Genomic DNA, 19,684 nt, shown 5'->3' with positions numbered 1-19,684 from the left:
GTCGGTAGGCTCACGGCATGGACTTCGCCTTTGACAGCGTCACCGAGGACCTGCGTGAGCGACTGCTCCGCTTCATGGACGAATGCGTCCACCCCGCCGAGTCCGCGTTCGAGGAGCAGGCGGCGACCAGCGGCTGGGCCCCGCCGCCGCTGATGGAGGACCTGAAGGACGAGGCCAGGAAGCGCGGCCTGTGGAACCTCTTCCTGCCGGGGGACCATGGCGGCGGGCTGACGAACCTGCAGTACGCCCCGCTGGCCGAGATCATGGGCCGAAGTCCCACCATCGCGCCGACGGCCACCAACTGCGCCGCGCCCGACACCGGCAACATGGAGGTGCTGTCGATGTTCGGCAGCGAGTGGCAGCGCAAGGAATGGCTGCAGCCGCTGCTGGACGGCGAGATCCGCTCCGCGTTCGCGATGACCGAGCCCGACGTGGCCTCCTCCGACGCCACGAACATCGCCACCGCCATCGTCCGCGACGGCGACGAGTACGTCATCAACGGCCGCAAGTGGTTCATCTCCGGTGCGATGAACCCCAACTGCAAGATCTTCATCGTCATGGGCAAGACGAACCCCGACGCGCCCAAGCACCGCCAGCAGAGCATGGTCCTGGTGCCCCGCGACACTCCCGGCCTGCAGGTCAAACGCGGCATGCGCGTGTTCGGCTACACCGACGCCGACCACGGCGGCCACGCTGAGGTGGTGTTCGAGGACGTACGCGTCCCCGTGGCGAACCTGATCGGCGAGGAGGGCGGCGGCTTCGCCATCGCCCAGGCCAGGCTCGGCCCCGGCCGCATCCACCACTGCATGCGCCTGATCGGCATGGCCGAGCGGGCCGTCGAGCTCATGTGCAAGCGGGCGCTGGCGCGGACCACGTTCGGCAAGCCCGTCGCCCAGCAGGGCGTGGTCCAGGACTGGATCGCCGAGTCCCGCATCAGGATCGAGCAACTGCGCCTGCTCGTGCTCAAGACCGCCTGGCTCATGGACACGGTGGGCAACCAGGGCGCCCACACCGAGATCCAGGCCATCAAGATCTCCACCCCGATCGCCGTGGAGTGGATCCTCGACAAGGCCGTGCAGGTGCACGGCGCGGGCGGCGTCTCGCAGGACTTCCCGCTGGCCGCGCTGTGGGCGGGCGCCCGCTCGCTGCGCCTGGCCGACGGCCCCGACGAGGTGCACAAGCGGTCCCTGGCCTATCGCGAGCTCAAGAGGTGGATGTGAACATCGGCGAGCGGGTCGCGGCGTTCCTCGGCGCGCACGACCCGGACGGGGACCGGCTGGAGTTCCTGCGGGCCAGGTTCGACGCCGGGCTGGCTTGGGTGTGGTTCCCCGAAGGGCTCGGCGGGCTGGGCGTGGCCAGGGAGCTGCAGCAGGACGTCGAGCGGGAGCTGGCCGGCACGCCGCAGATCGACACCGGCGTGCAGGGCATCGGGCTGGGCATGGCCGCGCCGACGATCCTCGCGTTCGGGACCGAGGAGCAGAAACGGCGCTTCCTGCGGCCGCTGTGGACCGGGGAGGAAATCTGGTGCCAGCTCTTCAGCGAGCCGGGCGCCGGGTCCGACCTGGCCACGCTCGCGACCCGCGCGGTCAGGGACGGTGACGAATGGGTCGTGGACGGTCAGAAGGTGTGGACGTCCAGCGCCCATCACGCGCGGTGGGGCATCCTCGTCGCCCGTACCGACCCGGACGTGCCGAAACACCGGGGCCTGACGTACTTCATCTGTGACATGCACGCGCCCGGCGTCGAGGTGCGGCCGTTGCGGCAGATCACCGGCGAGGCCGAGTTCAACGAGGTGTTCCTCACCGGCGTGCGGCTGGCCGACGACCTGCGGCTCGGCGCGGTCGGCGACGGCTGGCGGGTGGCGCAGAGCACGCTCATGAACGAGCGCGTCGCCATCGGCGGCGCTCCGGTGCGGCGCGGCGGCGGCATGCTCGCGCCCGTGCTCGACGCCTGGCGCGAGCGTCCGGAGCTGCGCAGCCACGACCTGCACCAGCGGCTGCTGTCGCTCTGGGTGGAGGCCGAGGTCACCCGCCTGTCCGGGGCGCGGCTGCGCGAGCAGCTCGCCGCGGGGCATCCGGGTCCCGAGGGGTCGGGCATGAAGTTGTCGTTCGCCCAGCTCAACCAGGCGCTGTCCGGCTTCGAGGTCGAGTTCTTGCGCGACCTCGGCTACGACGACTGGACGTTCCGCCGCTCGGAGACCGTCGACTTCTACGGCCGCGGCCCCGGCTACCGCTATCTGCGGGCCAAGGGCAACTCGATCGAGGGCGGTACGTCCGAGATCCTGCGCAACATCATCGCCGAGCGGGTGCTCGGCCTGCCCTCGGAACCCCGCGTCGACAAGGACGTGCCCTGGAAGGACCTGCCGCGATGACACGGAGCGGTGAGCGACCGATGACACTGCTGTATTCGGAGGTCGAGGAAGAGCTGCGGGCGGCCGTGCGCGGGCTGCTCGCCGACCGCTGCCCGCCCGGGGCGGTGCTGAAGCGGGTCGAGTCCGACCCCTGCGACCTGGACCTGTGGAAGACGCTGGCGAGCGAGATCGGGGTGGCCGGGCTGCTCATCCCCGAGGAGTACGGCGGCGCGGGCGCGTCGGCGAGCGAGGTGGCCGTCGTGCTGGAGGAGCTGGGGCGGGCGGTGGCGCCGGTGCCGTTCTTCACCAGCTCCGTGCTGGCCACCCAGGCGCTGCTCCCGACCGGGGACGCGCTGCTCGGGGAGCTGGCAGAGGGGCGGAAGACGGCCGCGCTGGCGGTGTCGTTCGCGGCGTCGGCGTACCGGCCGCTGCGGGGCGCGTCGGTCGGGATCGAGGAGGGGCGGCTGACCGGGTCCGTCACCGGCGTGGCCGGGGCGGACGTGGCCGATGTGCTGCTGGTGCCCGTGGACGGCGAGCTGTACGCGGTCGAGGAGGCCGGTGTCGAGCTCGTGCCGTCACTCGATCTGACCAGGCCGGTCGCGACGGTGACGTTCGAGCGGGCACAGGCCCGGCGGGTCGGGGCGTGCGACCTGGCCGGGGTGCTGCGGTCCGGGGCTGCGCTGCTGGCGTCCGAGCAGCTCGGGGTGGCCGAGTGGTGCCTCGAGGCCACCCTCGCCTACGTCAAGGAACGCCACCAGTTCGCCCGGCCGGTCGGCTCCTTCCAGGCGATCAAGCACCGGCTGGCCGATCTGTGGCTGGAGGTGGTCAGGGCCAGGGCCGCCGCGCGCAACGCGGTCGCCGATCCCTCACCGGTCTCCGCGGCCGTGGCCCAGTCCTGGAACGCCGGCGTGGCCGTACACGCCGCCGAGGAGGCGCTGCAGTTGCACGGCGGGATCGGGATGACGTGGGAGCACCCCGTGCATCTCTACCTCAAGCGCGCCAAGGCCACCGAGATCGCGCTGGGCACGCCCGGCGATCACCGTGCGGCGCTGGCCTCACTCGTCGACGTCCCCGGCCCCGAGTGAGGCGAGCAGCAGGTCGGCGAAGTGCTTGCCCACCTGGGCGCCGGTCAGCGGCCCGTCCGCGTGGAACCAGCTGCCCAGGTGGTGCACCGAGCCGAAGAAGTAGTCCACGACCAGCTCGGCGGGGACCTTGTCGCTGAAGACGCCCGCGAGCTGTCCCTCGGCCACCAGGGCGCGGAAGCGCTCGTGGTAGCGGCGGCGCTCGGCGCGCACCGTCTTCTGCGTCGCGGGCGCCAGCAGGTGCATCGACCTGAAGAAGATCTTGGAGTCGTCGAGGTTCGCGGTCGTGGTCTCCACGACGTCGGCCGCGGCCCGGTGCAGGCGCTGCTTGACGGTGCCCGGGCCGTCGGCGATCTGTGCCAGCCGATCCATCTGCATGCGCAGCACGCGAGCGTAGATCTCGTGCAGCAGGTCGTCCTTGGAGTCGAAATAGTGGTACATGGCGCCCTTGGTGACACCGGCCGCCAGGACGATCTCCTGCACGGAGGCGCCCTCGAAGCCGCGCTCGGCGAACAGGCGGGTCGCCTCGGCCAGCAGTCGCTGCCTGACGGGTTCCTCTTTCACATGGGTCACACCATGAAGCATACCGACTGGTCGGTTGCTGGTCTTGCGGGTACTAATTACCTCACCTTAGGCTCGCCTTGGTTGGGGAGCGGGTATCTCTTGACCGGCGAGGGATCTTCGGCGTGGCAGATCCTGGAGGACATCTACTGATTCGGGGAGTTTGCCGTGCCCGGTGGCTCTATCTACGTGCAGCCGAACGAGAAGTACACAGGGAATTCCCCCCAGTGGTGGTACGAGAAGTTCTGGCGAGAGGACGCCCAGAGCCGGCGCAGGTCCAGATACGTCAAGGCCGCTGTGGGGCTCGTCATCGGGGCCGCTCTGGCGCTCAGGTTCGATCTCACCGCCGCCGCGCCGCTGTTCGGCCTGCTCCTTGCCGGACTGGTGGCGGCGGGTGACTGGTACCTCGACTGGCGCTCCTTCCACGCCACAGCGGTCTGGCGCGGCGCGAAGCGCGGCGAGGCGATCACCGGGAAGCACCTGCGCAGGTCGCTCGGCCGGCTCGGCTACAGCGTTCTCGACGGCCGCGCGATCCGCGGCCAGGCCTCCATCGACCACCTGGTGATCGGCCCCGCCGGCGTATGGATCATCGACAACGAGTCCTGGAGCCCCGACACCGAGATCGCCTCTTACGCCGGGCGGCTGTTCTTCGGCGAGAAGTACGGCTCCAAGACGGCCAAGGCCCTGGTGGACACCGCCGAGGCGTTCGCGGAGCTGCTGACCCGCGAGACGCGCGTGCCGGTGACGATCACGCCGATGCTCGCGGTCCACTGCGGCATGCTGCCCCGGGGTGGCAACCTGACGGCCGAGGGCCTCACGCTGCTCAAGCCGCGGCTGGCGGCCAAGAAGATCAAGGCGGCCGAGGGCCGGATCTACAGCGACGAGCAGATCGAGCTGCTGACCCGCACCGCGGTCAGGGAGCTGCAGAAGGCCGCCTGACGACCTCTGACGTCGCCCGCTCTTCAGGCCAGGGTCTCGATGAACGCGGTGAGCTGGGCGACGTTGCGGCATTCGTACATGGGGACGATCGTGCCGTAGTCGCCTGCCACCGAGTCGCCCGTGTCCCACTGCCGCTTCGGCTCGGGGTTGAGCCAGTAGGCGTGGCGGGCCCGGTCCGCCAGGGACTTGAGGACGTCCAGGGCGGGCGGCTGGTAGTTGGAGCGGGCGTCGCCGAGGATCAGCAGCGAGGTCTTGGGGCCGATCGCGGTGGCGTAGCGCGCGGCGAAGCCCTCCAGGGCGTGACCGTAGTTCGTACGGCCGAAGCGGACCATGTCGGCCTCGCTCGCCAACCTGGTCATGGCCTCGACCACGTCGGCGCCCGGCACGAAGAACTTCGTGATCTCGTCCACCGTGTCCACGAACCCGAACGCGCGCACCTTCGTGAACTGCTCCCTGAGCGCGTACGTCAGCAGCAGCGTGAAGTGCGCGAACGACGAGACCGAGTCGCTGGTGTCGCAGAGGACGACCAGCTCCGGCTTGTGCGGTCGCGGCGGCCTGAAGTGCGTGGTCAGCGGCACGCCGCCGCTCTGCAGCGAGGCCCGCATCGTCCTGCGGAAGTCGAGCCGGCCGCGCCGGCCCTTCCTGTGCTTGATCGTCAGGCGCGCGGCCAGGCGCCTGGCCAGCGGATGAACCTCCCTGCGCAGCCGGGCCAGGTCGGCCTTGGTGACGCGCAGGAAGTCGATCTGGTCGAGCGGGGGGCGTACGGCGGAGCGGGCGATGCGCTCGATGCCGGAGTCCTCGGCGATGCGGCGGCGGACGTCGGTGGCCACGGCCTCCTCGAAGCGCCTGATGCCGGAGGTGACCCGCTGGCGCGCGGTCTTCTCGGCCAGTCCGCCGCGCTCCTGGCCGGCGAGGACCTCGCGGAGGATGCGGGCCATCAGGGTCTCGGGGGACAGGGCGCGCATGACGCTGTAGGAGAACCAGTTCTGCCGGCCGGGACCGGCCGGTTGGCGGCCGAAGCGCTCGACCATGGCCTGGGCGAACGCGCGGAGCTCCGGGTCGCCGCCGCCGGTCAGGAGGCCGGCGAGGTGGTCGCGGAGCTCTTCAACCGTGGCTGTTTCCTGATTTATCGCCTTATCGGAGCGTTCGGCGTACATGCCGGTTGTCGCCGCCGGGAACCACAGGTCGAACAGCACGTCGAACCCCGGCCGGTACGCGGGCTTCTTCACCAGCGTCGCCGCGTAGGCGGCGCGCAGCGACTCCCGGTCGGTCAGCTCGATCACCCGCAGCGCCTGCGCCGCGTCCAGCCCCTCGGCCACCGACACCGGCACCCCGGACTCACGCAGCGCCCGCACGAAGCCCACGTGCCGGTCGAGCAGCGACATCCGGTCAGGCATCGGGCAATCCCAGCTCCTTGACCGCCCGCGCGTGGTCGGAGGCGTGCTTCAGCACCACGCCCAGCGTCCCGGCCACGGTCGCCTCGTCCAGCTCCTGGCGGCCCAGGGCCAGCAGCGTGTTGGCCCAGTCCACGGTCTCGGCCACGGACGGCGCCTTCTTCAGCTCCAGCGTCCGCAGCGTCGCCACCGTCCTGGCGAGCTGCTCGGCCAGATCGGCCCTGATCGTCGGCACCTGGCTGAGCACGATGTCCCGCTCCCGCTCGGGCGTCGGGTATTCGAGGTGCAGGTAGAGGCAGCGCCGCTTGAGCGCCTCCGACAGCTCGCGGGTGGCGTTGGAGGTCAGCACCACGTACGGCCTGCGCGTCGCGGCGATGGTCCCCAGCTCCGGGATCGTCACCTGGAAGTCCGACAGCAGTTCGAGCAGCAGCCCCTCGACCTCCACGTCCGCCTTGTCGGTCTCGTCGATGAGCAGCACGGTCGGCCGCGCGGACCTGATCGCCTTGAGCAGTGGCCGCTCCAGCAGGAACTCCTCGCTGAAGATGTCGTCGTCCGCGCTGGTGGCCTGGATCCTGAGCAGCTGTTTCTTGTAGTTCCACTCGTACAGCGCCCGGGCCTCGTCGAGCCCTTCGTAACACTGCAGCCGGATGAGGTCGGCGCCGGTTGCCAACGCCACCGCCTTGGCCAGCTGCGTCTTGCCGACCCCGGCGGGGCCTTCCACCAGCAGCGGCTTGCCCAGCGCCGCGGCCAGGAACACCGAGGTGGAGATGGCGTCGTCGGAGAGGTAGTCCACGGCGGCGAGCCGGTCCGTCACCTCGGCGGGGGAGTCGAACATCGGTGCTCCTGTCTGGCGGGCCGAACTTTATTCTATCGACAAGGGCCCTGCTGATACCGATTCGACCAGGATGAGGATCACCGGTATATTTCTCCGCAGGCGCCGCTAGCTCAGTTGGTTAGAGCAGCTGACTCTTAATCAGCGGGTCCGGGGTTCGAGTCCCTGGCGGCGCACCGGCAAAGATCCCAGCTCAGTCCTGTGAGCTGGGATCTTTCTTGTGTGGCCGGGCCGCTGATTCCATGAGCCGCCACCGTCTGCGGCGCTGTGCCGGGTGGCGCCGGCATGGTGCCCAGTTTGCGGTCGGGCCCACCAGGGCGGGGGCGCGGCCGAGCCGCAGGGCGATATGGCCGTCCTCGACCACATATCACTAGAGGGTCGGCCGTACGGGCAGCCGACCCTGGGCGATCACGTCAGAACGGCTGGTTGACCAGCGTGTTCACCTTGACCGCAGTGATCTTCACCTGCTTCATCCGCACCTGGGCCGTGCCCGCGGGCTTGGTGCAGCCGAAGCTGAGCGGCCCCGTGCCGGGATAGTTGTGCACGACGTTGAGGAAGATGCTGTGCCTGCTGTGCGGCGCCAGCGTCACCTCGGTGACGTCGCTGTCCGAGTTGGGGCCCGTGCCGATCGTGCACAAGTAGTTGATCGCCGAGGAACCGGTGTTCTCGGCGTACAACTTGGCGGTGATCGTGTACGCGCCCGTGCCCAGGGACGTACTCAAGCCGGGGCTGATGGCGTTGGAGTGGATCAGCTCGTTGTTCCAGCGGCTGATCACCTCCGGTGGCACCGCCTCGGCGGAGTTGACGTTCCCCGCCAGCAGCGTGCCCGCGACCGCGACCGCGATGGCGGTCAACGCGGACAGGCGCAGGCCACGGCGGCGTGATGGAGCCGTTGAGGGCATGGTCATGGTGGATTTCTCCTGATGTGAGTTCCCCGTTCTCGCGCGGGACCGCGCGAGCGGTGACACGCCTGTCGCCGGCCGAGGCGGCGTACACCGGCTCGGCGTGCACCGGAGAAAACTAAGCTGCGGCGGGTCCGGGTGACCGCGCAGAAATACCCACCCCGGCTGTGCCGGTCGTCATCGCGCTTACGGGGTGGGCCTGTGCCTGCGTAGCCAGAGGCCGGCACCGGCGACGAGGACGAGCAGGGATGGTGTAGTTCTACCATTTCTTGTATCATTACACCATGGCGCTCAATATCAAAGACCCGGAAACCGAGCGGCTCGCCGGGGAGGTGGCCGCGCTGGCCCATGAGAGCAAGACTCACGCAGTGCGCGTAGCCCTTCGAGAACGCAAAGAGCGGCTTCAGGCAGCGGGAGGTGGCCGCCGGGCAGAACGGCTCCGGCGGTTCCTTCACGACGAAGCCTGGCCTCAGGTTCCCGAGGAGGTTCTGGGGACAACGATTTCCCAGGCCGAGCAGGAAGCCATCCTCGGGTACGGACCGGAGGGCGTGTGATCATTGACAGCTCGGCGGTCATCGGCATCCTGCTGAAGGAGCCCGGGCACGAGGCGCTGCTGGAGCGCCTGGCCGAGGCTGAGTTCGCGGGAATCGGTGCCCCAACACTAGTAGAGGCGTCCATGGTGCTCTGTGCACGGCTGGGTGTGACGGGCCGGAGCCTGCTGGGCCGCTTCCTCACCGAGGGTGAGATCACCGTAGTCGACTTCACCGAAGATCATTGGCAGGTGGCGGTGGACGCCTTCCTCCGCTACGGCAAGGGCCGCCATCCCGCGGCCTTGAACTTCGGCGACTGCCTGAGCTATGCCGTCAGCAAGATTTCCGGCCTCCCGTTGCTGTGCAAAGGAAACTACTTTCCAGAAACGGACCTAGACCTGGTGCTGAAGCCATAGCCCGGAGGCCGCCACGGTGTCCGGCGACCTGGCCACGCGCCGAGAGGTCCCTCTGTGTCAAGGCGTTCCTCCATCACGGACAGGGCCCGGCTCGCCATGGGACCTGGCCAGCCTGGTCAGCAGGGCGTCCGACTATCACGCCGTCGGTGCCGTCCCACTCGGGGCGGTAGTCCTGGTCGGCGGCGGTGCACAGAGGAGACAGGGGGTGAGGACACCGGATTGACGCAGTTGTCCACATTCTGGCAGAAATGCGCTCAACGGCCGCGGGGCGAATAGAGCGGGAACGCCGTCCGGTCCTCGAGGTCGAGGTCCGCGTCGGGCCAGCGGCGGCGCAGCAGGTCCGCTACCTGCCTGGCCCAGCCGGAGAGGCAGGGCAGGACGCGGTGGGCGTCGGCGGTGCGGGCGGCGGCCTCCATCGTGGCGATGAGCTGCGGGCGGCTGTCGTCTCCCGGCGGGCGGGCGTCGATCTTGGGGAGCCGTTCGAGGCGTCCGAGTGCGAAGCGGACACAGGCCGCTGCCAGGGCGAAGCCGTACCGCCGGTCGTCCTCGGCCTCAGGGATGCCGCGAGCCAGGGCGCGGCGATGTTCGTCAGTGGGACCGCCGCCGACCGTCAACCATGCCGGACCGGGAACGTGCAGGCAGACGGCGTCGTGGAGCGCATGCGTGTAGCCGGCGAACTCGAAGTCGATGAGGCGGGCGTCCGGGTCGCCCGACGCGTGCACCAGCACGTTGTTGGCCTCCGGGTCACCGTTGCTGAGCGCCAGGAACGGTCCCGGCTCGGCGAGCTCATCGAGCGCGGCGGCCAGCTCGCGCTCGGCCTGGCCGGTGATGGGCGCGCCCAGGGCGGCGGCCTGGCCGCGGCCCGCCTCGCGGCGTTCGGCGAGCTCTCCCATGAGGTCGTCGACCGGGCCGAGAGCCGCCCTGCGGGCGTGATAGGTCCCGGCGCGGCCGGCGGTGGCGGCACTGAGCTCTCCGCGTACGCGGGCGAAGGCGGCCAGCCGCTCCGCGTGGACCGCGGCGCCATCAGCGCGCAGGAGCCCATCCAGCGCCGTCCGCGGGGCCAGGTCCTCCAGCACGATGAGCCCGGTCGCCAGGTCGGCGGCGATGACGCGCGGAGCCAGGCGGAGGCCGAGGTCGTCGGAGAGGAAACGCAGCGCGGCCAGCTCGGTGCGGATCCGCCACGACGCGGTACGGGACTGGTTGGGGTGCGGCTGCATCCATTTGACGATCACGCCCTCCCGGCCCTCCACCCGCGCCCGGACGACGGCCCAGGGTAGCAGCGGCTGCCAATCGGTGACGGTCACGGATGCGCGACGGTGACGGGACAAGAGGGATTCCACCTCGACCAGCCGGTCGATCTGTTCCGTGGTCACCCGTGCAGCTTACGACGATCATTCCGCGACACCCACGGCCGGGAACCGCCGCCTCAGGTGAAGCTGCGCGGGTGGCAGCACTGTTTGTACTTGCGTCCGGAGCCGCACCAGCACTTGAGGAACTGCTCGAAGTCCGGCCGCGGCCAGTACAGGACCTCTGCCCCCCACGGTCTCGTGGTGGGTGCGCTCCTCCTCGTCGAAGTCCAGGTCGACGTCCGCCTCGTCGGTGGGGAAGCCCATGGCTCGGCGTACGCGCTTGATGGGCGTGGCGAGGATGTCGGCGCCGGCCGTGTCGCCTTGACGCAGCATCCTCTCCTGTCCGCTGATCAGGATGTTGAGGGCCCCGGCCAGGTCGTCTTCACTTTCGAGCTGTTCGGCGTAGATCGCCGCGGATGTTTTCGGCCTCGGCTCGGCGCCAGGACGTCGGCGAGCGCGCCGTCCAGGACGGTCCGCCTGGCGAATTCAAGATCTGTAAGCGTGACGCGACTGCGGGAGCTCACAAAACGAGATTAGGCGCGATTCGGCAGGGCTTCCCCGAAGTCGCGAAAGAATCATGATCTGCTGGTTTGCTCCCAGCCTCGCCCGCCCTTGGTGACGTGGGGACGCCGGCCGCGGATCGGTATTTCCGCTTTCAGCCGACAGTTTACTGAATACGCGATTTGCCTATTTGGGAATTGTGCCAATCCGGTTGACGGGCTGCTCTTCTCCAAGAGATAACGGCTGAATGGGCGAACCACATTCATGCGCTTTCCGAGCCGGCGGAGCGGTGACGCGGCGTACGGCGTTCCTGGCTTGTGTGGCGGCGCTGGCAGGTTGTCGCGCGGAGGCCGGCGAGGTGACGGCTCCCGCGAGCGCATCGCCGGCGTCCAGGTGGCCGGTCAGCGTCTCCGGTCAGGACGCGCCGCCTGCCGTGTCCGCCGCGGCCCTGTATGTGGCCGGTGCAACGGGCGGAATACGCGCTCTCCAGCCTCGTACGGGCGCCGTCATCTGGCAGACCCACGTGCCCGACAAGCCCGGGGCTCCGGCGATCAACTGGCAGGGCACGCCTTTGCCGGTCGGCGACCTTCTCATCGTGGGCAATGGCAGAGGTGAACCGGCCTTCGGCCGGGCGAATCCCAGTCAGGTGGTCGCCTTGCGTGCCTCCACCGGCCAGGTGGTCTGGACCGCCTCCGTGGACGACTATGCGCATGAGCTGGTCGCCGTGGACGGCCTCATTCTCTGCCGGACCAATTCCACGCTTTACGCCTTCGACCCGGCGTCGGGACGCGAGCGCTGGCACTGGCCGCCCGGCGAGCTGAAAGCCATGCAGCTGGCAGGCGGGACGTTGCTGGTCACCGAGCGCCTGCCCCGGGGTGAACGGCTCGTGGCGGTGGAGGCCGCGACCGGGCGCCGCAAATGGGCGGCCGAATTCCCGAAATGCTTCATCGATTGGGTGTTCGCCTCGGACGGGCGGCTCGTGGTTGCCGGTTATCCGATTCCCGACGAAGAGGCGTACGAACTCACCGCGCTGGCGGAGCGGACCGGCGAAAGGACCTGGTCCAAGACGCTGGATCAGATCTCCGGCTTCGCCGAACTGCTCGAGGGCACCCTTTACATGGCGGATCTCACGCACGTACGCGCACTCCGCGTATCCACCGGCTCCGAGGTGTGGTCTTTTCCGCTGACCGAGAAATCGATCAACCCGGCGCTGGCCGTGGACGCGGAAACGGTCTTCGCCGCAATGCCGGTCCGGCTGCCGAGCGGCCTTCATCCGCTGTATGCCAGGCAAAGGGACAACGGCGGAAAACGGTGGATGTACGAGCTGCGTGGCGCGGTCAGTCAATTGATCGCCGACGCGAACGGCATCGTGTACGCCACGTTCGACGGCGGCGGCAGAGACACCCTCATCGCGCTGGACAGTCGCAGCGGCGCGAAGTTGTGGTCGTCCTCGATCGATGACGGCGGCCTGCTGTTTGCCGGCAAGGGCCTTCTCTACGTCGTAGGGCGCCACATCATCGCATTCGACCCCGCCACGGGCGCACGGATCTGAAGAGGATCTCCCCATATGAACGACGCGCGGTCCTCCGATCCCTCCGGCTGGCGTTCCCCCACCGCGATCCTGGCCATCGTGGCGCTGCTGGTCAGCATGCTCTCCGCCTATTTCGCGTGGGACTCCGCCCGCAGCTCGGAACTCTCGGCCGAGATCAGCCGGCGCGAGGCGTCCCGGCGCAGCGTGCTCGGGGTGGCGGCGCTGACCGCTTATCTCACCCATGACCTGGAAGGTGAGCGCATTCCTCTCGGGGGAACAGGACAGGCCAAGAAAGAGTCGGGCCTGCCAGGGCCGCGCATCGACATCACGTTGAAGAACCGGGGCAGTGGCGAAGGGCTCATCGACTCTTACACGGTGAAGGTGCAGCGGTCGGAGTTCCTCGCCGGGTGCTATCCGTCCGGCGGCATCGAGAAGATCTCCGCCACGTACGACGTCCCCATCGACACCCAGTCGGCCACCCCCTTTGCCGTCGGTAACCAGGTCCGCGTCACGGTGCCGCCGGGAGGACACACCCGGTTCAGGCTCACGCTGGGCCCGGTGAACGACGACGATGAGGTCGAACCCTGGTTCGGCGTGGTCAAGGTCGTTCTGCACTATGCGGACGGCCAGGACCTCGAACTCGGCCCGATCGCGGTCATCGACATGGGAAACGATCCGTATTTCCATCCGGATGGATCGACCTGGCGGTTCAAGCGCTCGGTTGAACGCTCCTGCATGAGGTTGAACGCGAGGACCATCGAGGAAGTCACCGAGCTGGACGACATCGTCCTGTCGAAGGAGTTCGAATCCTTGCACCGTGCTCTGCGGCCCTATCGCCAGGCGTAGACCGACGCGTCCGGCGGGCTCGTGGCGCTCCGGCAAAAGACGGCCAGGGGCGCAGGACGGCGGCCTGGGCGAGGATCCGTCGCGGATTGAGGCGGCGATGGGCCGGACGCACACCCCGCGCCCTACTACGCTCCCATAGAAGGGCATTGATGGGGGCGGAGGGATTCGTGACGGTCAACGGGGCGGTGAGCCACGAGCCGACGGTGGCGACACGTGCGGCGGGTGAGGCGGTCGGACGCGTCCTCGGCACCCAGGCGGCCTCGCCGCTGTCGTTCTGGCTCGGCCTGGAGCCGGGCAAGGTGGTCCAGCTCGACGACGTGGTGGTGACCAGACGAGAGGTGCCAGGATACGGCACCGTGCTGGTCGCGGGCGTGGTGACGACCGTGGAGGCCAGGCACGAGGGCGCCGCCTACGACTCCGACGTCTTCCTCATCGCCGAGGGCGCGCTGCCGGCCGCCGTGGTCGAGGTGGCCGAGGTGCGGGTGACCAGGGTGGAGCCGGAGGTGTTCGTGCCGCCGCTGCCCGGCTCCAAGGTCTACTTGGCCGGTGCGGGAGACCGCGACCAGGCGCTCTACTTCGACGTGATGGACCGGCGGATCCCCATAGGGACGGGCCGCGACGGCCAGCCGCTCTACGTCAACTTCGACTTCCTCGACGGCACCCGCGGCGCCCACGTGTCGATCTCCGGCGTGTCCGGCGTGGCCACCAAGACGTCCTTCGCGACCTTCCTGCTTTACTCGATCTTCAACTCGGGGGTGCTGGAGGGCGAGGCGGCCAACACCAAGGCGCTGATCTTCTCCGTCAAGGGCGAGGACCTGCTCTTCCTCGACCACGACAACCTGCGGCTCAACGAGAGCGCCAGGAGTGTCTACGGCCGGCTCGGGCTGCCCGCCCAGCCGTTCGGCAGCGTCCACGTCTTCGCCCCGCCGCGGCCCGGCGACGTCAACGGCGTGCCGCACGTCGCCGCCCGTACCCATGGGGTGAGCGCGTTCTACTGGACGCTGGTCGAGTTCTGCCAGGAGGAGCTGCTGCGGTTCGTCTTCGCCGACGCCGACGACGAGCGGGCCGGTTACTCGCTGCTGGTGGGGCAGGTCGCGGCCCGGCTGAAGGCGTGGGCCGAGCCGGTGGGCGACGGTGGCGCGATCAGGGTGCGTGGCACGTCCTGCCGCACCTTCGACGACCTGGTCGAGCTGCTGTCGGAGCAACTGCAGGACGACGCCAGCCGGACGGACTGGACCGGCGCGCAGACCCCGCTCGGCACCGTCAACGCGTTCCTGCGCAGGCTCCGCAGCGCGGTCAAACCGCTGTCCCCGATCGTCCGGGGCGACCTGCCGTTCTTCCGCACCCACTCGGTCCGCACCTCCGACGCGCAGGTCTCGATCGTGGACCTGCACAACCTGCCGGAGCGGGCGCAGCGGTTCGTGGTGGGCGTGGTGCTGCGCGGCGAGTTCCACCGCAAGGAGTCCTCCGGCACGGCCCGGCCGCTGCTGTTCGTGGTGCTGGACGAGCTCAACAAGTACGCCCCGCGCGAGGGCGACTCCCCGATCAAGGAGATCCTGCTGGACGTGGCCGAGCGGGGCCGCTCCCTCGGCGTCATCCTCATCGGCGCCCAGCAGACCGCCTCGGAGGTGGAGCGGCGCATCGTCTCCAACAGCGCCGTACGCGTCGCGGGCCGCCTGGATCCGGCAGAGGCCGCCCGATCCGAGTACGGCTGGCTGCCCGCGGCCGTCAGGGAGCGCGCCACGATCGCCAAGCCGGGCACCATGTTCGTCGCCCAGCCGGAGATCCCGGTCCCGCTGGCCGTCGCCTTCCCCTTCCCCGCGTGGGCAACGCGTCCCTCCGAAGCCGCGGCGCCCGCCAAGGTCTCCGACGACCCGTTCAAGGGGCTGCCCGGCATCGAAGACGACATCCCGCCCTTCTGACCCACAGGTGGTTTCGTGAAGATCCTGCACACCGCGGACTGGCACGTGGGCAAGGTGCTCAAGGGCCGCCCCCGACTCGACGAGCACCGCGCCGTGCTGCGCGAGCTGGTCGCCGCCGCCCGCACCCACGACGTGGACGCCGTCATCGTGGCCGGCGACCTCTTCGACACCTCGGCCCCCACCCCGGAGGCCCAGGCGCTGGTGCTCAACGCGCTCATGGCGCTGCGCGGCGACGGGCGGGACGTGGTGGTGCTGGCCGGCAACCACGACAACCCACAGCTCCTGGAGGTCTACCGGCCGGTGCTCGGCAAGCTCGGGCTGCACGTGATCGGCGCTTTCCGCCGCCCCGACGCGGGCGGCACGCTGGCCTTCACCGCGCGCTCGGGCGAGCCGGTGCGGCTGGCCGTGCTGCCGTTCCTGTCGCACCGGTACGTCGTACGCGCCGCCGAGGTCCTCACCGGCACCGCCGCCGACCACAACCGCGACTACGCCGCCCGCATCTCCGAGCTGATCGGCGCCCTCACGGCAGGCTTCCACGCCGACACCGTCAACGTGGTCACCACCCACGGCACCCTGCCGGGCGGGGCGTTCGGCGGCGGCGAGCGAGAGGCGCAGTCGATCTTCTCCTACTACTTCGAGCCGACCGCCTTCCCGACCGTCACCCAATACGCCGCGCTCGGCCACCTGCACCGCCGCCAGCAGATCCCCGGCCCGTGCCCGATCTGGTACAGCGGCTCGCCCCTCGCCGTCGACTTCGGCGAGGAGGGCAACACTCCCGGGGCGCTGCTGGTCGAGGTCACGCCGGGACGGCCCGCCGTGGTCAGGGAGCTGACGTTCGGCTCGGCCCGCCGACTGCGCACCGTACGCGGCACGCTTGAGCAGCTGGAGGGCATCGAGCCGGGCGACGACTGGCTCAGAGTGATCGTCGAGGAGAAACCGCGCGTGGGGCTGGCCGACGACGTGCGCGGCCTGCTGCCCGGCGCCGTCGACGTCACGCTCGACGAGCGGTTCAGGCCGGTGCCCGCCACGCGCAAGGCAGGCTCGGCCGATCGCAGCCCGCGCGAGCTGTTCCGCGAATACCTCACCGCCACCGGCCGCCACGACGAGCAGGTGGCCTCGCTGTTCGACCGGCTCTACGACGAGGTGACCGGCTGATGCGCCCCCTGCTGCTGCACCTGGACCACTTCGGCAGCTTCCGCGAGCCGGTGACCGTCGACTTCTCCGACACCGACTACTTCGCGCTCGTGGGGCCGACCGGCGCCGGCAAGAGCACGATCATCGACGCGATCTGCTTCGCCCTGTACGGCACCGTGCCGCGCTGGGGCAGGGAGAACGTCATCGCGCACGCCCTGGCGCCCTCCGTCGCCGCGGGCAAGGTGGCCCTGGTGTTCGACAGCAACGGGCGGCGCTACGGCGTGGTCCGCGCCATGGTGCGCGACGCCAAGGGCGCGGTGCGTACCAAAGAGGCCAGGATCGACGAGCTGGACCCGGCGGCGCCGCTCGCGCGGGCGTACGACGCGGTGGTCAAGCCGCTCGCCGAAGGCGAGAACGTCACCCCTGAGGCACAGCGGGTGACCGGGCTCGAATACCGGTTCTTCACCCAGTGCGTGGTGCTGCCCCAGGGCCGCTTCGCGGAGTTCCTGCACGCCGCGCCGCGTGAGCGGCAGGACCTGCTGGTGCAGCTGCTGGACGCCGACGTCTACGAGCGCATCAGGCAGCGCGCCGCCCGCGAGGAGGAGACCGCCAAGCAGGCCGCCTCCTTCGCCCGCGATCAGCTCGCCAAGCTCTCCGGCGCGACGGCGGAGGCCGAGCGCGAGCTGGCCGAGCGGCTGGCGGCGCTGCGGCGGCTGGCCGAGACCATCGGCGCCGACCTCGACCTGCTGCGCGCCCGCGAAACCGACATCCGCCGGGCCGAGCAGGAGCGTTCGGCCGTGGCCGAACAGCAGTCGGTGCTGTCGTCGCTGCGCATGCCCGCCGCGGTCCCGACGCTGGCCGCGGCCCGACGCGCCGCCGCCGAGGCGGTCGAGGCGCTGACCGCCGAGGTCGCGACGCTGGAGGCCGACGACCACGAGGCCTATGAGGCACTGGCCGCGCTCGGCGACCGCGGCGCGCCACGGGCGGCGCTGGCCGCCTTGGACGCCCGCGAACGGCTGGCCGCCCAGGCCGCCCGCGCCCGCGCCGAGGCCGCCGCGGCGGCGGCGTCGCTGCAGGGCCTGGCCACCGCGCGAGAGGCGGCCGAGCAGGCGCTGGCCACCGCCGAAGCCCAGCGCGAACGGCTCCGCGACGCCCACGCCGCCGCCCACCTGGCCCCCCGGCTGGCCGTGGGCGAGCCGTGCCCCGTCTGCCGGCACCCGGTCGCCGAGCTGCCTCGCCATCAGCCGCCCGCCGACATCCGCACCGCCGACCGCGCCCTCGCCGGCGCCCGCGACCGGGCAGAGCGCGCCAGATCCGCCTGCGCCAGGGCCGAGGCGTCGGCGTCGATGCTGGCCGAGCAGGCCGACCGGCTGGAATCCGAGCTGGCCACGCTGCCCGCCCCAGGAGATCGGGCCGAGCTCGAGGGGCGGCTGGCCGCGATCGGCAAGGCGGAGCAAATCGCCAACGAGGCGCGAAAAGCGCTCCGCGCCGCCCGCGGGAAGCTGGACCGGACGCGGAGCGAGGCCGAGCAGGTCGAGCGCCAGGCCGAGAGCGCGTGGCGGACGCTGGAGGCCGCCCGCGACCGGCTGCTCGTCTCCGGTGCCCAGGAGGATCCGCCGCCGCCGCTCGTACGCGGGGACCTGCACCGGGCCTGGACCGAGCTGCTCGGCTGGCGCGACCGGGCCGCGCAGGCCGCCCGCGCCGCGCTGGCCGAACGCGAGGAGCAGCTCTCCCAGGCGACCGCCAGGCTCGCGGCCGACCGCCACAAACTGGTCGAACGCCTGGCCGAGCACGGCGTCGCCACCCCGCGCGACGCCGCGCCCGACCAGCTCGGCGCCGCCGTCGCCGGGACCGTCGCACGCGCGGACGGCGCCCTCGAACGCCTCAAGGAAGAGCGCAAGCGCGCCGCCGACCTGGAGACCCAGGTCGCGCAGAAGGAGCACGAGGCGAAGGTCGCCCACGAGCTGGCCCTCCGTCTGCGGGCCAACGCCTTCGAACGGTGGCTGTGCGCCGAGGCGCTGGCGGTCCTGGTCGCCTCGGCCTCCGAGACGCTGCGCGAGCTGTCCGACGGCCAGTACGAGCTCGCGCTCAGCGACAAGACCGGCGACATCGAGGTCATCGACCACGGCGAGGCCGGGTTGCGGCGCAGCGCCCGCACGCTGTCCGGCGGCGAGACCTTCCAGGCCGCCCTCGCCCTGGCCCTGGCGCTGTCCGGCGCCGTCGCCAGGGGACTGGACTCGATCTTCCTCGACGAGGGCTTCGGCACGCTCGACCCGGCCACGCTCGACACCGTGGCCACCACCCTCGAACGCCTCGCCGCCGGCCAGGAACGCATGATCGGCGTCGTCACCCACGTTCCCGCGCTGGCCGAGCGGGTGCCGGTACGCTTCGAGGTCAGGCGCGACGCCAAGGGCTCCCATGTGCGGAAGGCGGACAATCCGTGACGGGCTTCACCGTTGACCCGTGGGATCCCGGCTACGCCGCCGCCCTCGCCGTCGAGGCGCTCTCCGAGCTGGGCGCCACCAGCGCCGAGCTGGCGTTGGACATCGAGCGGCCGGCCGCCGACTGGAAGCCCGTCACGCCCGGGCCGGACGCCGCCGCTCCCGGAACTCTGCTGGTCGCCGACGGCGTACGCAGGATCGACGCCCGCGTCTGGGTGAACGACCCCGACGCGCCCATGCCCGTCCCCGGCATCGCCGCCTCCTACGCCGCCGGGATCGTCAGGTGCGGCCCGGACGGCGCCGACCTGGCGGAGATCGAGGTCAACCGGGCGCTCATCTCCGCCTCGCCGCACACGCCCGAGGTCAAGACCTCGCATGCGACGTACCAGCCCAGCAAGGCCGCCGACGCCAGCTTCGAGGAGCTGTCACTGGCGCTGCAGCGGCAGGTCACCCAGCTGGAAGTGGAGCTGGCCGTGCGGCACCGGTCGCGGAGCGACGATCTGCTGCTGGTGGACGGTCCGTTGCGGGGGCGTACGCATCTGCCGCGGACGGTCGGCTACATCAAGACGCACCACACCGCGTATCTGCCGCCGCCGCAGTCCGCGGTGGTCGCCGCGCTCGCGCCCGGCCAGCGTACGCCGGTGTTCCTCATGGGCACGAGCTGGCGGCGGCACGCCTGGTACGTCCGGCTCCCCGTCCAGTCCTCCGCCCCCTGGGCGGGGGTCGCCCGCTGCGAGGCCAGCGCGGACCTGGACCCGACCCAGGTCGTACGGCTGGCGGACGCGGTGACCCTGGCCCTGCCGCCGCTGGCCGGAGTCGACTACAAGGACCCGCGCGCGCCACAGAACCTCGTCCCGATCGGTGGCCTGGAAAAGCTCCTGCGCCACCACCTCGGCGATGCCCGCCTGCTCTACCGGGCGCTGCGCACAGCCGCCGGTTGAGCCGGCAGGAAGG

Annotated in this window: 18 protein-coding genes and 1 tRNA gene; 13 read left to right on the top strand and 6 right to left on the bottom strand. The window is 70.6% G+C overall.

Features of this window, described 5'->3' with window-relative positions:
• Positions 1-17: 17 nt before the first annotated feature.
• The 3 genes from ACTMTI_RS12240 to ACTMTI_RS12230 are packed head-to-tail and all read left to right on the top strand — an operon-like array spanning position 18 to position 3,435.
• Positions 18-1,220, top strand: coding sequence for an acyl-CoA dehydrogenase family protein (locus ACTMTI_RS12240; protein WP_441120388.1), 1,203 nt, complete (start codon positions 18-20; stop codon positions 1,218-1,220).
• Entirely contained in the window at positions 1,217-2,371 is a 1,155-nt protein-coding gene (locus ACTMTI_RS12235) for an acyl-CoA dehydrogenase family protein (RefSeq protein ID WP_441120387.1), read from the top strand. Before ACTMTI_RS12240 ends, ACTMTI_RS12235 begins: the two co-directional genes overlap by 4 nt.
• 20 nt (positions 2,372-2,391) lie before the next feature.
• The gene (locus tag ACTMTI_RS12230) at positions 2,392-3,435 is read left to right on the top strand and encodes an acyl-CoA dehydrogenase family protein (RefSeq protein WP_441120386.1); all 1,044 of its coding nucleotides are present in this window, start codon (positions 2,392-2,394) and stop codon (positions 3,433-3,435) included.
• Here the strand turns inward: ACTMTI_RS12230 and ACTMTI_RS12225 are convergent.
• Positions 3,406-4,005, bottom strand: coding sequence for a TetR/AcrR family transcriptional regulator (locus ACTMTI_RS12225; protein WP_441120385.1), 600 nt, complete (start codon positions 4,003-4,005; stop codon positions 3,406-3,408). The genes ACTMTI_RS12230 and ACTMTI_RS12225 overlap by 30 nt on opposite strands.
• Positions 4,006-4,161: 156 nt before the next feature.
• On the opposite strand from ACTMTI_RS12225, the gene ACTMTI_RS12220 reads away from it, so the two are divergent.
• Complete coding sequence (locus ACTMTI_RS12220) at positions 4,162-4,932, top strand: nuclease-related domain-containing protein (RefSeq protein WP_441120384.1); 771 nt, start codon at positions 4,162-4,164, stop codon at positions 4,930-4,932.
• A 23-nt stretch (positions 4,933-4,955) separates the two neighbouring features.
• Here ACTMTI_RS12220 and ACTMTI_RS12215 read toward each other — a convergent pair whose 3' ends face one another.
• Together ACTMTI_RS12215 and ACTMTI_RS12210 are read right to left on the bottom strand one after the other, a co-directional pair.
• A complete protein-coding gene (locus ACTMTI_RS12215) occupies positions 4,956-6,329 on the bottom strand; it encodes a vWA domain-containing protein (RefSeq protein WP_441120383.1) in 1,374 nt (457 codons plus the stop codon).
• Positions 6,322-7,161: an AAA family ATPase gene (locus tag ACTMTI_RS12210; RefSeq protein ID WP_441120382.1), complete on the bottom strand. Its 840-nt coding sequence runs from the start codon at positions 7,159-7,161 to the stop codon at positions 6,322-6,324. Before ACTMTI_RS12210 ends, ACTMTI_RS12215 begins: the two co-directional genes overlap by 8 nt.
• 99 nt (positions 7,162-7,260) lie before the next feature.
• Here ACTMTI_RS12210 and ACTMTI_RS12205 point away from each other — a divergent pair.
• Positions 7,261-7,334, top strand: a tRNA-Lys gene (locus tag ACTMTI_RS12205).
• 237 nt (positions 7,335-7,571) lie between these two features.
• Here the strand turns inward: ACTMTI_RS12205 and ACTMTI_RS12200 are convergent.
• Complete coding sequence (locus ACTMTI_RS12200) at positions 7,572-8,066, bottom strand: hypothetical protein (protein ID WP_441120381.1); 495 nt, start codon at positions 8,064-8,066, stop codon at positions 7,572-7,574.
• Positions 8,067-8,344: 278 nt separating this feature from the next.
• Here ACTMTI_RS12200 and ACTMTI_RS12195 point away from each other — a divergent pair, with 278 nt between their 5' ends.
• Positions 8,345-8,614 (top strand): type II toxin-antitoxin system VapB family antitoxin, encoded by a 270-nt coding sequence (locus ACTMTI_RS12195; protein WP_441120380.1) that lies wholly within the window; start codon positions 8,345-8,347, stop codon positions 8,612-8,614.
• Positions 8,611-9,006: a type II toxin-antitoxin system VapC family toxin gene (locus ACTMTI_RS12190; RefSeq protein ID WP_441120379.1), complete on the top strand. Its 396-nt coding sequence runs from the start codon at positions 8,611-8,613 to the stop codon at positions 9,004-9,006. The genes ACTMTI_RS12195 and ACTMTI_RS12190 overlap by 4 nt, the downstream gene beginning before the upstream one ends.
• A gap of 254 nt (positions 9,007-9,260) precedes the next feature.
• On the opposite strand, the gene ACTMTI_RS12185 is transcribed toward ACTMTI_RS12190, so the two are convergent.
• Positions 9,261-10,379: a hypothetical protein gene (locus ACTMTI_RS12185; protein ID WP_441120378.1), complete on the bottom strand. Its 1,119-nt coding sequence runs from the start codon at positions 10,377-10,379 to the stop codon at positions 9,261-9,263.
• 53 nt (positions 10,380-10,432) lie between these two features.
• Positions 10,433-10,531: an SEC-C metal-binding domain-containing protein gene (locus ACTMTI_RS12180; protein WP_441120734.1), complete on the bottom strand. Its 99-nt coding sequence runs from the start codon at positions 10,529-10,531 to the stop codon at positions 10,433-10,435.
• A 614-nt stretch (positions 10,532-11,145) separates the two neighbouring features.
• Between ACTMTI_RS12180 and ACTMTI_RS12175 the strand changes: the two genes are divergently transcribed.
• The 6 genes from ACTMTI_RS12175 to ACTMTI_RS12150 all read left to right on the top strand — a co-directional run bounded on the left by ACTMTI_RS12175 (position 11,146) and on the right by ACTMTI_RS12150 (position 19,671).
• A complete protein-coding gene (locus tag ACTMTI_RS12175) occupies positions 11,146-12,408 on the top strand; it encodes an outer membrane protein assembly factor BamB family protein (RefSeq protein ID WP_441120377.1) in 1,263 nt (420 codons plus the stop codon).
• Between the two features lie 78 nt (positions 12,409-12,486).
• Positions 12,487-13,233 carry a hypothetical protein gene (locus ACTMTI_RS12170; protein ID WP_441120376.1) on the top strand — a complete coding sequence of 249 codons (747 nt, stop codon included), beginning with the start codon at positions 12,487-12,489 and terminating at the stop codon, positions 13,231-13,233.
• 167 nt (positions 13,234-13,400) lie between these two features.
• Positions 13,401-15,155, top strand: a complete 1,755-nt coding sequence (locus tag ACTMTI_RS12165) for an ATP-binding protein (protein WP_441120375.1) — start codon at positions 13,401-13,403, stop codon at positions 15,153-15,155.
• A gap of 15 nt (positions 15,156-15,170) precedes the next feature.
• Positions 15,171-16,310 (top strand): exonuclease SbcCD subunit D, encoded by a 1,140-nt coding sequence (locus ACTMTI_RS12160; protein WP_441120374.1) that lies wholly within the window; start codon positions 15,171-15,173, stop codon positions 16,308-16,310.
• Positions 16,310-18,733 (top strand): AAA family ATPase, encoded by a 2,424-nt coding sequence (locus tag ACTMTI_RS12155; RefSeq protein WP_441120373.1) that lies wholly within the window; start codon positions 16,310-16,312, stop codon positions 18,731-18,733. Before ACTMTI_RS12160 ends, ACTMTI_RS12155 begins: the two co-directional genes overlap by 1 nt.
• On the top strand, positions 18,730-19,671 hold the full coding sequence (locus ACTMTI_RS12150; protein WP_441120372.1) for a hypothetical protein: 942 nt from the start codon (positions 18,730-18,732) through the stop codon (positions 19,669-19,671). Before ACTMTI_RS12155 ends, ACTMTI_RS12150 begins: the two co-directional genes overlap by 4 nt.
• The last annotated feature ends 13 nt before the right edge of the window (positions 19,672-19,684 follow it).

The organism is Nonomuraea sp. H19, from assembly GCF_052068215.1.
GTDB lineage: Bacteria > Actinomycetota > Actinomycetes > Streptosporangiales > Streptosporangiaceae > Nonomuraea.
Note: the sequence above shows the minus strand (reverse complement) of the source record. Positions and strands in the feature narration are given on the sequence as shown.

Coding starts and splice junctions, on each gene's coding strand:
- ACTMTI_RS12240 (WP_441120388.1), top strand. CDS start 18: ATGGACTTCGCCTTTGACAGCGTCACCGAGGACCTGCGTGAGCGACTG.
- ACTMTI_RS12230 (WP_441120386.1), top strand. CDS start 2,392: ATGACACTGCTGTATTCGGAGGTCGAGGAAGAGCTGCGGGCGGCCGTG.
- ACTMTI_RS12215 (WP_441120383.1), bottom strand. CDS start 6,329: ATGCCTGACCGGATGTCGCTGCTCGACCGGCACGTGGGCTTCGTGCGG.
- ACTMTI_RS12210 (WP_441120382.1), bottom strand. CDS start 7,161: ATGTTCGACTCCCCCGCCGAGGTGACGGACCGGCTCGCCGCCGTGGAC.
- ACTMTI_RS12200 (WP_441120381.1), bottom strand. CDS start 8,066: ATGACCATGCCCTCAACGGCTCCATCACGCCGCCGTGGCCTGCGCCTG.
- ACTMTI_RS12195 (WP_441120380.1), top strand. CDS start 8,345: ATGGCGCTCAATATCAAAGACCCGGAAACCGAGCGGCTCGCCGGGGAG.
- ACTMTI_RS12155 (WP_441120373.1), top strand. CDS start 16,310: ATGCGCCCCCTGCTGCTGCACCTGGACCACTTCGGCAGCTTCCGCGAG.